Here is a 13,190-nt window from a genome sequence, read left to right on the forward strand (position 1 = left end):
GGAATACCCGGATGAGCTCCTCCCTGATCTGGCTGGTGGAAGATGAAATCAGCATCAGCGAAACGCTGGGCTATGTGCTGCAACAGGAAGGGTTTCGGGTGAGGACCTTTGAGCGGGCCTTGCCCGCGCTGGCCGCACTGCATGCCGGGCCGCCGGATTTAGCCATTCTGGATGTCGGGTTGCCGGATATCAGCGGGTTTGAATTGTGCCGTCAACTTCTCGCGAAAAACCCGGCCTTGCCGGTGCTGTTTTTAACCGCCCGCAGCGACGAAGTCGATAAACTGCTGGGGCTGGAAATGGGCGCTGACGACTATGTGGCGAAACCCTTCTCGCCCCGCGAAGTGTGCGCGCGCGTGCGGACTATTCTGCGCCGCGTAAACCGCATAAAAGAGCCTGAAAGCGTCATTACGGTCGGTTCGTTCGAACTGAACCCCCTGGCTGCGTCCGTGGTGTGGTGCGGCGTGCCGCTGAAGCTTACCCGCTACGAATATCTGCTGATGAAAATGCTGCTTGAGGCGCCAGGGCGCGTGTTCTCGCGCCAGCAGCTGATGGATCATGTCTGGCAGGACGCTCAGGAGAGTTTCGACCGCACCGTCGATACGCATATCAAAACCCTGCGCGCGAAATTACGCGAGGTCAATCCCGCCTTATCGCCGATTAATACCCATCGCGGTTTAGGTTACAGCCTGGTGGTGTGCTGATGCGCATCGGTATGCGTTTGCTGCTGGGCTATTTTCTGATTGTGGCGGTAGCGGCGTGGTTTGTGATTTCTATCTTTGGGGAAGAGATCAAACCGGGCGTGCGCCGTGCTACCGAAGGCATGCTTAACGACTCCGCCACCCTGTTAGCCGAAATTGCCCGCGATGATTTGCTTTCCGGCCAGCCTGGGCAGGGCGAGCTGGCGCGCGCCTTCGCCCGGCTGAATCTCCATCCGGTCAGAGCGAATATCTCCGGCATCATCAAAAATAAAAATGAGTATCGCGTATATCTTACTGACGCCACGGGGAAGGTGGTATACGACTCGTCAGGCCAGGCGCTGGGGCAAGATTACTCGCGCTGGAACGACGTCTGGCTGACGCTGCGCGGTAAGTATGGCGCGCGCAGTTCCCCGCGCGATCCCAACGATCCGGATAGCTCGGTGATGTATGTGGCGGCACCGGTCAGAAATAACGGTCAGATCATCGGCGTTCTGTCGGTAGGCAAACCGAACAGCGCCCTTGAGCCGGTGATCCGCCGCAGCCAACGGCGGATCCTGATTGCCGGCGCGGCGCTGCTGGGCATTGCGCTGCTGATTGGCCTGGGCGTGGCGCTGTGGATCAACCGTTCTATCAGTAAACTGGTGCGTTACGCCGACGCCGTGACCCAGGATCGGCCCGTACCGTTGCCCAATCCGGGCAGCAGCGAGCTGCGTAAGCTGGCCCACGCCCTGGAAAACATGCGCGTCCGGCTGGAAGGGAAGAATTACATCGAGCAGTACGTCCACGCGTTAACCCATGAGCTGAAGAGCCCGCTCGCTGCCATTCGCGGTGCGGCGGAAATCTTGCGTGAAGCGCCGCCGCCTGACGTCATCGCCCGGTTTAGCGACAATATCCTCCAGCAAAATGCCCGCATGCAGCAACTGATCGAAAAACTGCTCCAGCAGGCAAAACTGGAAAACAAGCTGGAGATCCAGCGTGCGTCGATTGAGGTTGCCGGGCTGTTTCAAACCGTGATGGAAAATCATGCGCCGCAGGCGACGACGCGTGGCATCAGGTTGCAGGCGGATGAGCGCAGCGCCTCCGATATCTTTATTGCGGGCGACCGAGCGCTGCTTGCCCAGGCGCTAAGCGGCCTTATCGATAACGCCATGGATTTCACTCCGCCAGGCGGGACGGTTGAGCTACTTGCCCGACAGCAGAGCAATGCGATTGCCTTAATTGTCACTGATACCGGTAGCGGAATTCCAGATTTTGCCCTGCCACGGGTATTTGAACGTTTTTACTCCTTGCCGCGCAGCCACGGGATGAAAAGCAGCGGGCTTGGGCTGACGTTTGTTCAGGAAGTGGCCCGCCTGCATTTAGGCGAGGTCATGCTACGTAACCGCCCCGAGGGCGGCGTGGAAGCCTGCATGCGTTTACCCATCGCCTGACTTCACCTTAACTTCACACAACTTCATTCAACCCCCATTTTCACTGCGTAAAGTGCCCTCATTCCAAAGGAGGGCTTATGTTGAAATCATCGCTATTTATCAAAATTCTGGTTCTGATCGGCAGCGTCATTTTGCTGATTCTGCCGTTGTCGATGTTGAAAGGTTTAATTAACGAACGTTCGCAATATCGCGATGATGTGGAAAACTCACTCGAACAAAGCACCAGTGGTGCGCAAAAACTGTTGGGCCCGCTGATTGCGCTACCGATTTCGGAAATGATTTCGGTGCAGGAAGGGGGAAAAGAGGTCACGAAACCGTCGAGTTTTATTCATTATTATTTGCCGGATGAACTTGTGATTGAAGGGGATCAGCAAGTCGAGACGCGGCATATCGGTATCTACGATGGGCAAATCTGGAACGCGGCGCTGAACGTTCGCGCGGTCTTTAATACCGATAAATTCAATCAATGGCGCAAACCCGGTTTTGAAATCGGCCAGCCTTTTATCGCCCTTGCCGTGGGGGATTCCCGCGGTATTGTAAAAGTCGCTAAGGTTACCGTTAATGGCTACGCGCTACCGGCCATTGAACCGGGCACCGGGCTTGCCTCCCTGAAACAGGGCGTGCACATGGTCATTCCCGACAGCCTTAATCAGGAGCCACAGCTGAACCTGACATTTGCATTGAATTTAATGGGCACCGGGACGCTTTCCGTGGTGCCGCTGGGGCGAATGAGCCAGCTATCACTGACCAGTAACTGGCCGCATCCGGGATTCCTCGGGGATTTCCTGCCTCAACAACGTGAAGTCAGTGACAGCGGGTTTAAGGCGCAGTGGCAGAGTTCCTGGTTTGCCAACAATATCAACACTACGTTTGAAGAAGGCGCAGATTTGTATCGCGAAATTAATTCGCTACCGGCTTTCAGCGTGACGGTAGAAACGCCAGCCGATCAATATCAGCTTATCGACCGGGCGGTAAAATATGCGGTATTGCTGATAGCCATGACGTTTATGGCCTTTTTTATCTTCGAAACCTTAACGGCAACGCTGATGCACCCGATGCAGTATCTGCTGGTGGGGATGTCGCTGGTGATGTTCTATCTGGTGCTGCTGGCGCTGGCGGAACATATTGGATTTAATCTGGCGTGGCTAAGCGCCAGCCTCGTCTGCGCTCTGATGAACGGCGTTTATTTGCAGGCGGTGATGAAAGGATGGAAGCGAGGTCTGATCTTCAGCGCAGGGTTGTTAACGCTGGATGCGGTGCTATGGCAGTTGCTGCGTTCTCAGGATAGCGCGCTGTTGCTGGGGACGGCGGTCTTGCTGGTCGTCCTGACGACGGTCATGTTCCTGACGCGGCATATCGACTGGTATGCGTTATCAAAACGCACCCCGCGATTAAAACCGAAGGTGGCGGAAGGGGACGAACGGGAAAGATTGTGGAAGTAAATTGAAGTAAATTAAAGCAAAAGGGCGGAATTTCCGCCCTTTTTGTCTATCGATACGCAGCTGACTATTCCTGCAGATCGCCACAGAAACGGTAACCTTCGCCGTGGATGGTGGCGATGATTTCCGGGGTATCCGGAGTAGATTCGAAATGTTTACGAATGCGGCGGATAGTCACGTCGACAGTACGATCGTGCGGCTTAAGCTCACGACCGGTCATTTTCTTCAGCAGTTCAGCGCGAGACTGAATTTTGCCCGGGTTTTCACAGAAGTGCAGCATGGCGCGGAATTCGCTACGCGGCAGCTTATACTGTTCACCGTTAGGGCTTACCAGTGAACGGCTGTTGATATCCAGCTCCCAACCGTTGAATTTGTAGCTTTCAACGTTGCGACGCTCTTCGCTGATGGTACCGAGATTCATGGTCCGCGACAGCAGGTTACGCGCGCGGATGGTGAGTTCACGCGGGTTGAACGGCTTGGTGATATAGTCATCCGCGCCGATTTCGAGGCCGAGGATCTTATCGACTTCGTTATCGCGGCCGGTCAGGAACATCAGCGCCACGTTAGCTTGTTCACGTAGCTCACGCGCCAGCAGCAGGCCGTTCTTGCCTGGCAAGTTGATGTCCATGATCACCAGATTGATGTCATTATCAGAGAGGATCTGATGCATCTCAGCGCCATCGGTGGCTTCAGACACATCGTAGCCTTCTGCTTCGAAAATGCTTTTTAACGTGTTGCGTGTTACCAACTCGTCTTCAACAATAAGAATGTGCGGGGTCTGCATGTTTGCTACCTAAAATTGCCAACTAAATCGAAACAGGAAGTACAAAAGTCCCTGACCAGCCTGGTGCATGCCGAAAATTAACATGCCCGGCGTAACATGACTAAAGTACGTAATTGCGTTCTTGATGCACTTTCCATCAACGTCAACAACATCATTAGCTTGGTCGTGGGTACTTTCCCTCTGGACCCGACGGTGTCAAAAACGGCTGCCATCCTAACCATTTTAACAGCAACATAACAGGCTAAGAGAACGGCGACACCTAATAAAACTACGCTTCGTTGACATATATCAAATTCAATTGTAGCACGATAACAATTTCTTGAAATCGTCGTCGCTGAATACTCGGGATAATCACAATTTTGCAAACTATCCGATAGTTTCTTGCCTCAACTAATTAATAGACTGAATCCAATATTTAGGCAATATCTTAATAAAATTTATTCATGCGAAACAGAATGATATCATACTTTTATTAACATATTCCCTAAAGGTTTTATTTAGGAAAACTTAAATATGCCTGATACGAGAACCTGCTCAAATACTGCGCTTTTTGTTATCGCAATGTAAATTCTCGCCGCGTAATATGTTGAGCTTAATCACGTTTTTTTGTCATTTATTGGCATGAGAGAGCCGGATGCAATTTCCAATAATTTTAGTATCGCCCGCCAGAGCAGAAAATGTCGGCGCCGCTGCGCGGGCAATGAAAACCATGGGATTTAACGAGTTACGTATTGTCGCCAGTGATGCCCACTTACAACCTGCCGCGCGGTGGGTTGCCCATGGCGCGGGCGATATCATTGATAATATAAAGCTTTATCCAACGCTTGCCGAGGCGGTGGCCGATGTTGAGTTCGTGGTCGCGACCACTGCGCGCAGCCGGGCAAAATTTCATTATTACGCCACGCCGGAACAACTTGTGCCGCTATTGCGCGAAAAACAACAATGGATGAACGCTATTGCGCTGGTGTTTGGCCGGGAAGATTCGGGTTTGACGAATGATGAATTATCACTGGCAGATATTTTAACTGGCGTACCTATGGTTGCAGATTATCCTTCGCTCAATTTAGGCCAGGCGGTAATGGTGTATTGCTACCAATTAGCATCATTAATGCAAACGCAGCGGGATAAACGTGAACAGGACCAGGGACAGCAGCTCAACGCGCTGCGTCATCGCGTAAATGCGCTACTTAAAAAACTCAATGTTGAAGATGACAACAAAATGTCGGACTGGTTGACCCAGCGTTTAGGGCAGCTTGAACAGCGCGATACCGCTATGTTGCACCGGTTACTGCACGATATCGAAAAAAAACTTACAGAGTAAAATTCTGTGAGCAGTAAAATTTATGGTGATTAAGAGGGCTGTTATTGCCAGGCGCTGATTATGCCCGATATTTTGTGACCCAGCGGCAGCATGGATGAGGGTGATTGCGAAAGGTGACTAAATGCGAAATTCATTGACTTGGCGCAACAGATACTTTAACCAATAGGGTACAGCAACAGAAACCAGATACAGAGCACACAACATCCATGACTCGCATCAGCCTGAACACCATTATTACAACCACCACCATTACCACAGGTAACGGGGCGGGCTGACGCGTACAGGAAAAACTGAAAAAAGCCCGCACCTGAACAGTGCGGGCTTTTTTTTCGACCAGAAATCAAGGGGTAATACCATGCGAGTGTTGAAATTTGGCGGTACATCAGTGGCGAATGCGCAACGTTTTCTGCGCGTAGCCGACATTCTGGAAAGTAATGCCAGACAGGGGCAGGTGGCGACGGTTCTCTCTGCCCCGGCGAAAATTACTAACCACCTGGTGGCGATGATTGAAAAAACCATCGGGGGTCAGGATGCGCTGCCGAATATCAGCGATGCGGAAAAAATCTTTGCCGATCTGCTTAACGGCCTCGCCGCCGAGCAACCCGGTTTTCCCCTGGCGCAACTCAAGGCTCTGGTCGACCATGAATTTGCCCAGATTAACCATATCCTGCACGGCATTAGCCTGCTCGGCCAGTGCCCGGACAGCATCAACGCGGCGCTGATTTGCCGTGGCGAAAAGTTATCGATTGCCATTATGGCGGGCCTGCTGGAAGCGCGCGGTCATAAGGTCAGCGTTATCGATCCGGTTGAAAAACTGCTGGCGGTGGGCCATTACCTCGAATCTACCGTAGATATCGCTGAATCCACCCGTCGTATCGCCGCCAGCCGTATTCCTGCCGATCACATGATCCTGATGGCCGGTTTTACCGCCGGGAATGAGAAGGGCGAACTGGTTGTTTTAGGCCGTAACGGTTCCGACTACTCCGCTGCCGTGCTGGCCGCCTGTTTGCGCGCCGACTGTTGTGAGATCTGGACTGACGTCGACGGCGTTTATACCTGCGACCCGCGCCAGGTGCCGGATGCCAGGTTGCTGAAATCGATGTCGTATCAGGAAGCCATGGAGCTCTCCTACTTCGGCGCTAAAGTTCTCCATCCCCGCACCATCGCCCCCATCGCCCAGTTCCAGATCCCCTGCCTGATTAAAAACACCGGTAATCCGCAAGCGGCAGGCACCCTGATCGGCGCCAGCAGCGATGAAGACGGCCTGCCGGTGAAGGGCATCAGCAACCTGAATAATATGGCGATGTTCAGCGTCTCTGGCCCGGGCATGAAAGGCATGGTCGGGATGGCGGCGCGCGTGTTCGCGGTGATGTCCCGTGCGGGTATTTCGGTGGTGCTGATTACCCAGTCCTCGTCTGAATACAGCATCAGCTTCTGCGTGCCGCAGGCCGATAGCGTGCGGGCGCAGCGAGCGATGCAGGACGAGTTTTATCTGGAACTGAAAGAAGGGTTGCTGGAGCCGCTGGCGGTGATGGAGCGCCTGGCGATCATCTCCGTGGTCGGCGACGGCATGCGCACCCTGCGCGGCATCTCCGCCAGGTTCTTCGCCGCGCTGGCGCGGGCCAATATCAATATCGTGGCGATCGCTCAGGGCTCGTCCGAGCGCTCTATCTCCGTGGTGGTCAGCAACGACGATGTCACCACCGGCGTGCGCGTGACCCATCAGATGCTGTTCAACACCGATCAGGTGATTGAAGTGTTCGTGATTGGCGTCGGCGGGGTCGGCGGAGCGCTGCTGGAGCAGCTTAAGCGCCAGCAGGCGTGGTTAAAGCAAAAGCATATCGATTTACGCGTATGCGGCGTCGCCAACTCAAAAGCGCTGTTGACCAACGTGCACGGTCTGGATCTGGAAAACTGGCGTGATGCGCTGGGCCAGGCGTCGGAGCCGTTCAATCTCGGCCGCCTGATCCGTCTGGCAAAAGAGTATCACCTGCTCAACCCGGTGATCGTCGACTGTACCTCTAACCAGGCGGTGGCCGATCAGTACGCGGATTTCCTGAGCGAAGGTTTCCACGTGGTGACACCGAACAAAAAAGCCAATACCTCCTCGATGGATTACTACCATCAGATGCGTCAGGCGGCGGCGAAATCACGCCGTAAATTCCTTTACGACACCAACGTCGGCGCGGGCCTGCCGGTTATTGAAAACCTCCAGAACCTGCTCAACGCGGGCGATGAGCTGCAACGCTTCTCCGGTATTTTATCCGGTTCACTGTCGTTTATTTTCGGCAAGCTGGACGAGGGGATGAAACTCTCTGAAGCCACCGCCACCGCGCGTGAACTGGGCTATACCGAGCCGGACCCGCGTGATGATCTCAGCGGCATGGACGTGGCGCGTAAATTGTTGATTCTGGCGCGTGAAACCGGGCGTAGCCTGGAGCTTTCAGATATTGTGATTGAGCCAGTGCTCCCGGCGAGCTTTGATGCTGAAGGCGACGTCGCCAGCTTTATGGCCCGCCTGAACCAGCTGGACGATGAGTTTTCCTCACTGGTGGCGAAGGCGCGTGATGAAGGCAAAGTGCTGCGCTATGTCGGCCTGATCGAAGAAGATGGCACCTGTCGCGTGAAGATCGCTGCTGTAGACGGCAATGATCCGCTGTACAAAGTGAAAAACGGCGAAAATGCCCTGGCGTTTTACAGCCACTATTATCAGCCGCTGCCGCTGGTGCTTCGGGGTTACGGCGCGGGGAACGATGTGACCGCTGCTGGCGTGTTTGCCGATTTGCTGCGCACCCTTTCATGGAAGTTAGGAGTTTAAGATGGTTAAAGTATATGCCCCGGCCTCCATTGGGAACGTCAGCGTGGGGTTTGATGTATTAGGCGCGGCCGTGACACCCGCCAGCGGTGAGCTGCTGGGCGATTGCGTGACGGTGGAAGCAGCGCCGCAATTTTCGCTGACCAATCGCGGGCAGTTCGTCAATAAATTACCCAGCGAGCCGCGTGAAAACATCGTGTATCAGTGCTGGGAGCGCTTTTGTCAGGAGATCGGCAAAACCGTGCCGGTGGCGATGACCCTGGAAAAAAATATGCCTATCGGCTCCGGTCTGGGCTCCAGCGCGTGTTCCGTGGTGGCGGGCCTGATGGCGATGAACGAATTTTGCGGTAAGCCGCTTAACGATACGCGTTTGCTGGCGCTGATGGGCGAGCTGGAGGGGCGCATCTCCGGCAGCATTCATTACGACAATGTCGCGCCCTGCTTTTTAGGCGGTTTGCAGCTGATGCTGGAAGAGAACGGCATTATCAGCCAGCAGGTGCCAGGCTTTGAAGAGTGGCTGTGGGTGATGGCCTATCCGGGCATCAAGGTTTCCACCGCCGAAGCGCGGGCGATCTTACCCGCGCAGTATCGCCGTCAGGATTGCATCGCCCACGGGCGTTACCTGGCGGGCTTTATTCACGCCTGCCACACCCGCCAGCCGCTGCTGGCGGCGAAGCTGATGCGCGATGTGATTGCCGAACCGTATCGCACTAAATTGCTGCCGGGTTTCAGCCAGGCGCGGCAGGCTGCGGCGGATATCGGCGCGCTGGCCTGCGGGATTTCCGGCTCCGGCCCGACCCTGTTTGCCGTGTGCGATAACCCGGAAACGGCGCAGCGCATGGCGGACTGGCTGCAACAACATTACCTGCAAAATCAGGAAGGCTTTGTACATATTTGCCGTCTGGATACGGCTGGCGCACGAGTACTGGGATAACGCATGAAACTCTATAATCTGAAAGATCACAACGAACAGGTCAGCTTTGCGCAGGCGGTTACGCAAGGACTGGGCAAAAATCAGGGCCTGTTTTTCCCGCACGATTTACCGGAATTCAGCCTCACCGAAATTGACGAGATGCTAAAGCTGGATTTCGTCGCGCGCAGCGCGAAAATCCTGTCCGCCTTTATTGGCGATGAAATTCCGCAGGAGATCCTCGAAAACCGCGTGCGCAACGCCTTTGCCTTCCCGGCACCGGTGAAAAGCGTCGAGCCGGATATCGGCTGTCTTGAGCTGTTCCACGGTCCGACGCTGGCGTTTAAAGATTTCGGCGGTCGCTTTATGGCCCAGATGCTGGCGCACATCAGCGGCGATAAACCCGTGACCATTTTAACCGCCACTTCCGGCGACACCGGCGCGGCGGTGGCCCACGCGTTTTACGGGCTGAAGAACGTGCGCGTGGTGATCCTCTATCCGCAGGGCAAAATTTCTCCGCTACAGGAAAAACTGTTCTGCACCCTGGGCGGCAACATCGAAACGGTGGCGATTGACGGCGATTTTGACGCCTGTCAGGCGCTGGTCAAGCAGGCATTTGATGATGAAGAGCTGAAAGTCGCGCTGGGTCTGAACTCGGCGAACTCCATCAACATCAGCCGCCTGCTGGCGCAGATTTGCTATTACTTCGAAGCTGTGGCGCAGCTGCCGCAAGAAGCGCGTAATCAGCTGGTGGTGTCGGTGCCCAGCGGTAACTTCGGCGATCTCACCGCCGGGCTGCTGGCGAAGTCCCTTGGTCTGCCGGTGAAGCGCTTTATCGCTGCGACCAATGCCAACGACACCGTGCCGCGTTTCCTGCAAAACGGTGAATGGCAGCCGAAAGCCACCGTGGCGACGCTGTCTAACGCGATGGACGTTTCCCAGCCAAACAACTGGCCGCGAGTGGAAGAGCTGTTCCGCCGCAAAGTGTGGCGACTGAATGAACTGGGGTATGCGGCGGTGGACGATAATGTCACTCAGGAAACGATGCGTGAACTGAAAGCGGGCGGGTACGTGTCTGAACCCCATGCGGCGATCGCTTACCGCGCTTTGCGTGACCAGCTGCGTCCGGGAGAATACGGGTTGTTCCTCGGCACGGCGCATCCGGCGAAATTTAAAGAGAGCGTGGAGTCGATCCTCGGCGAGACGCTGGATCTGCCGAAAGAGCTGGCTGAACGTGCCGATCTGCCGTTGCTCTCGCATCAGCTGCCGGCAGATTTCGCGGCGTTACGTCAGTTGATGATGACCAAAGCCTGATAAGACTTGATTGCCGGGCCCGGTCTGCGAAAGCGCCGGGCCTTTTTGTTGCTTAACGTTCAGGGCGTTTAAAGACCAGCTCGGTTTCGCTCGACATGTCGCGATCCCAGGCATAGCCGTCCATGTCAAATTGGGTCAGCTGCTGGGGCAGGGTCAGGCGGTTTTCGATTACGTAGCGACTCATCAATCCGCGCGCTTTCTTGGCGTAGAAGCTGATCACCTTAAATTTGCCGTTTTTCTCATCCAGGAATACCGGCTTCACGATCTTCGCGTTCAGCTTCGTCGGCCGCACCGCTTTGAAATACTCATCGGACGCCAGGTTAACCAATACGTTGTCGCCCTGGGCGGCCAGCGCGTCGTTCAGCGTATGGGTAATAATGTCGCCCCAGAACGTGTATAAATCGCTGCCTTTGGCGTTCTCCAGCTTGATGCCCATTTCCAGCCGGTAGGGCTGCATCAGATCCAGCGGACGCAGTACGCCGTATAACCCCGATAGCATCCGCAAATGACGCTGGGCAAAGTCGAAATCCGCCTCGCTGAAGGTCTCCGCCTGGAGCCCGGTATAGACATCGCCTTTAAACGCCAGAATTGCCTGGCGCGCGTTGTCCGGGGTGAAGTCCGGATGCCAGTCGTGAAAGCGCGTTGCGTTCAGGGACGCGATTTTATCGCTCACGCCCATCAGCGCTTTGATCTGCGCTTCAGACAAATTGCGCGCTTCGCCAATCAGCTGCTGGGCATACTCCAGCAGCTCGGGCTGGGTATGGCGTTGAGTGGCCAGCGGGCTTTGATAATCCAGGGTTTTGGCAGGTGAAATCAGTAACAGCATTGCTTTTCCTTACAGGCTTTTTGGTGACTGTAACAAATTTTGGCGCAAAGGTGACCAATGGTTGCAATCAGTTTACGTTCACTCACGCGGTACGTTTTGCCAGACATCCGGCGCAAGGTGCGGTTGGAGTTCTGGAAAACGCGCCGGATCGAAATGCGGCTTTACGCCCAGCTTGCGCTGGCGTAGATAGTCCGACGCGAGGGTTTTCACTACCGGAGATAACAACAGAATAGCCGTCAGGTTGGTGATTGCCATCAGGGCCATTGAGATGTCCGCCAGGTGCCATACCAGGGTCAGGTTGATCACTGCGCCCAGCACAATCATCGCCATGACGCCCATTCTCAGCAGCCAGATATTGCGCCGGGTATCCATGCGCAAAAACACCAGATTATTTTCCGCATAGGCGTAGTTAGCGACAATCGACGTGAAAGCGAACAGCAGCACGATCAGACCCAGATAGCCACTCGCCCAGTGACCGGTCAGGCTCACCAGCGCATGCTGGGTTAATAAGATGCTCTCATTCGGCGTCAGGGGTTTGTCCGGCAGCCCGGCACTCAGGATAATTACCGCTGTGGCGCTGCAAATAATGACTGTATCGACAAACACGCCGATCATCTGCACGATGCCCTGGGCGGCAGGATGGGGCGGCCATGACGCCGCCGCCGCGGCTGCGTTGGGCGTTGAGCCCATACCCGCTTCGTTAGAAAACATGCCGCGTTGAAAACCACTGGTCAGCGCCTGGCTAAAGGTGTAGCCCATGACGCCTGAGGTCGCTTCCTGCCAGCCGAATGCGCCGGTAAAGATCGTTGAGATGACCTGGGGCATTTTGTCGATATTCACAGCGATAATCGCCAGCCCTGTCAGTACCCACAGGCTCGCCATTACCGGCACCAGCCATTGCGCCAGTCGGGCAATACCGTGCATTCCCCGGGTGCAGACCAGCAGCGTAAGCGCCGCCAGTACGCTGACCGTTAGCCATTTGGGAATTTGCCAGGCATGATCCAACGCGAAGGCGACGGAACTGGCCTGGACGGCATTAAAGACCAGGCCAAACGACAGCAGCAGAAACAGGGAAAACAGCACCCCCATCCAGCGCATACCGAGCCCGCGCTCCATATACCACGCCGGGCCGCCGCGAAACTGCCCGTTGCGGTCGCGGCACTTATAAAGTTGCGCAAGCGAACATTCGGCAAAAGAGGTCGCCATGCCAATCAGCGCCGTTATCCACATCCAGAACACCGCGCCGGGGCCACCCATCGAAATAGCCAGCGCCACGCCAGCGATATTGCCGCTGCCGACGCGCGCCGCCAGGCTGGTGCACAGCGCCTGAAACGCCGTTAAGCCGTCGGGTTGCGGTATAAAACTCTTTCTGAGCGCCCGGGGGAAAAAGCGAATATAGCGGAACTGCACAAAGCCGCTGCGCAACGTGAACCAGATCCCCGCGCACAACAGCAGGTAGATGAGGACCGACCCCCAGAGTATTTCGTTGATAAACGTCAGAAAATCCGGCATTCACATCCCTCTTGATAAACTCATCCGGTTTGCGCAACAGCGCTGACCGCCTTCCCTGGTGATATTTTTCAGGCTATCGAATAAGGCAGTTTATCACACTGTGCCCGCCTGAATTGCTGCGGTTGCGCTGTTCGGGCGTCG

General features: G+C 55.2%; 12 protein-coding genes and 1 other annotated feature. Of the genes, 9 read left to right on the plus strand and 3 right to left on the minus strand.

The window, feature by feature from the left end; translation table 11 throughout:
* Positions 1 to 11 precede the first annotated feature (11 nt).
* The 3 genes from creB (at position 12) to creD (ending at position 3,570) form a co-directional block, all read left to right on the plus strand.
* The gene (creB, locus tag GV764_RS05885; RefSeq protein WP_161659338.1) at positions 12 to 701 is read left to right on the plus strand and encodes a two-component system response regulator CreB; all 690 of its coding nucleotides are present in this window, start codon (positions 12 to 14) and stop codon (positions 699 to 701) included.
* Positions 701 to 2,128 carry a two-component system sensor histidine kinase CreC gene (creC, locus tag GV764_RS05890; RefSeq protein ID WP_161659339.1) on the plus strand — a complete coding sequence of 476 codons (1,428 nt, stop codon included), beginning with the start codon at positions 701 to 703 and terminating at the stop codon, positions 2,126 to 2,128. Before creB ends, creC begins: the two co-directional genes overlap by 1 nt.
* Before the next feature lie 77 nt (positions 2,129 to 2,205).
* Entirely contained in the window at positions 2,206 to 3,570 is a 1,365-nt protein-coding gene (creD, locus tag GV764_RS05895) for a cell envelope integrity protein CreD (protein WP_161659340.1), read from the plus strand.
* 64 nt (positions 3,571 to 3,634) lie between these two features.
* On the opposite strand, the gene arcA is transcribed toward creD, so the two are convergent.
* Positions 3,635 to 4,351, minus strand: a complete 717-nt coding sequence (arcA, locus tag GV764_RS05900) for a two-component system response regulator ArcA (protein WP_002434287.1) — start codon at positions 4,349 to 4,351, stop codon at positions 3,635 to 3,637.
* Between the two features lie 96 nt (positions 4,352 to 4,447).
* Between arcA and yjjY the strand changes: the two genes are divergently transcribed.
* From yjjY to thrC, 6 genes are all read left to right on the plus strand, one after another.
* Positions 4,448 to 4,588 (plus strand): YjjY family protein, encoded by a 141-nt coding sequence (gene yjjY / locus GV764_RS05905; protein WP_085949465.1) that lies wholly within the window; start codon positions 4,448 to 4,450, stop codon positions 4,586 to 4,588.
* Between the two features lie 397 nt (positions 4,589 to 4,985).
* On the plus strand, positions 4,986 to 5,672 hold the full coding sequence (locus GV764_RS05910) for a tRNA/rRNA methyltransferase (protein ID WP_161659341.1): 687 nt from the start codon (positions 4,986 to 4,988) through the stop codon (positions 5,670 to 5,672).
* A 206-nt stretch (positions 5,673 to 5,878) separates the two neighbouring features.
* Positions 5,879 to 5,947: a thr operon leader peptide gene (gene thrL / locus GV764_RS05915; protein WP_125293266.1), complete on the plus strand. Its 69-nt coding sequence runs from the start codon at positions 5,879 to 5,881 to the stop codon at positions 5,945 to 5,947.
* Positions 5,886 to 6,003: a sequence feature (Thr leader region), on the plus strand. Its footprint overlaps the gene before it by 62 nt.
* 24 nt (positions 6,004 to 6,027) lie before the next feature.
* Entirely contained in the window at positions 6,028 to 8,490 is a 2,463-nt protein-coding gene (thrA, locus tag GV764_RS05920; protein ID WP_161659342.1) for a bifunctional aspartate kinase/homoserine dehydrogenase I, read from the plus strand.
* A gap of 1 nt (position 8,491) precedes the next feature.
* Positions 8,492 to 9,421 (plus strand): homoserine kinase, encoded by a 930-nt coding sequence (gene thrB / locus GV764_RS05925; RefSeq protein WP_161659343.1) that lies wholly within the window; start codon positions 8,492 to 8,494, stop codon positions 9,419 to 9,421.
* A 3-nt stretch (positions 9,422 to 9,424) separates the two neighbouring features.
* A complete protein-coding gene (gene thrC, locus GV764_RS05930; protein ID WP_161659344.1) occupies positions 9,425 to 10,711 on the plus strand; it encodes a threonine synthase in 1,287 nt (428 codons plus the stop codon).
* A 52-nt stretch (positions 10,712 to 10,763) separates the two neighbouring features.
* Here the strand turns inward: thrC and yaaA are convergent, their stop codons facing one another.
* Positions 10,764 to 11,537 (minus strand): peroxide stress protein YaaA, encoded by a 774-nt coding sequence (gene yaaA, locus GV764_RS05935; protein ID WP_161659345.1) that lies wholly within the window; start codon positions 11,535 to 11,537, stop codon positions 10,764 to 10,766.
* Positions 11,538 to 11,615: 78 nt separating this feature from the next.
* The gene (locus tag GV764_RS05940; RefSeq protein ID WP_161659346.1) at positions 11,616 to 13,049 is read right to left on the minus strand and encodes an alanine/glycine:cation symporter family protein; all 1,434 of its coding nucleotides are present in this window, start codon (positions 13,047 to 13,049) and stop codon (positions 11,616 to 11,618) included.
* Between the last annotated feature and the right edge of the window lie 141 nt (positions 13,050 to 13,190).

It is taken from the genome of Atlantibacter hermannii (assembly GCF_009907385.1).
GTDB classification, from domain to species: Bacteria; Pseudomonadota; Gammaproteobacteria; order Enterobacterales; family Enterobacteriaceae; genus Atlantibacter; species Atlantibacter hermannii_A.

What these genes read in the sequence shown, in the direction of transcription:
- creB (WP_161659338.1), top strand. Translation starts at nt 12, where the DNA reads ATGAGCTCCTCCCTGATCTGGCTGGTGGAAGATGAAATCAGCATCAGC.
- creC (WP_161659339.1), top strand. Translation starts at nt 701, where the DNA reads ATGCGCATCGGTATGCGTTTGCTGCTGGGCTATTTTCTGATTGTGGCG.
- creD (WP_161659340.1), top strand. Translation starts at nt 2,206, where the DNA reads ATGTTGAAATCATCGCTATTTATCAAAATTCTGGTTCTGATCGGCAGC.
- arcA (WP_002434287.1), bottom strand. Translation starts at nt 4,351, where the DNA reads ATGCAGACCCCGCACATTCTTATTGTTGAAGACGAGTTGGTAACACGC.
- yjjY (WP_085949465.1), top strand. Translation starts at nt 4,448, where the DNA reads ATGACTAAAGTACGTAATTGCGTTCTTGATGCACTTTCCATCAACGTC.
- GV764_RS05910 (WP_161659341.1), top strand. Translation starts at nt 4,986, where the DNA reads ATGCAATTTCCAATAATTTTAGTATCGCCCGCCAGAGCAGAAAATGTC.
- thrA (WP_161659342.1), top strand. Translation starts at nt 6,028, where the DNA reads ATGCGAGTGTTGAAATTTGGCGGTACATCAGTGGCGAATGCGCAACGT.
- thrB (WP_161659343.1), top strand. Translation starts at nt 8,492, where the DNA reads ATGGTTAAAGTATATGCCCCGGCCTCCATTGGGAACGTCAGCGTGGGG.
- thrC (WP_161659344.1), top strand. Translation starts at nt 9,425, where the DNA reads ATGAAACTCTATAATCTGAAAGATCACAACGAACAGGTCAGCTTTGCG.
- yaaA (WP_161659345.1), bottom strand. Translation starts at nt 11,537, where the DNA reads ATGCTGTTACTGATTTCACCTGCCAAAACCCTGGATTATCAAAGCCCG.
- GV764_RS05940 (WP_161659346.1), bottom strand. Translation starts at nt 13,049, where the DNA reads ATGCCGGATTTTCTGACGTTTATCAACGAAATACTCTGGGGGTCGGTC.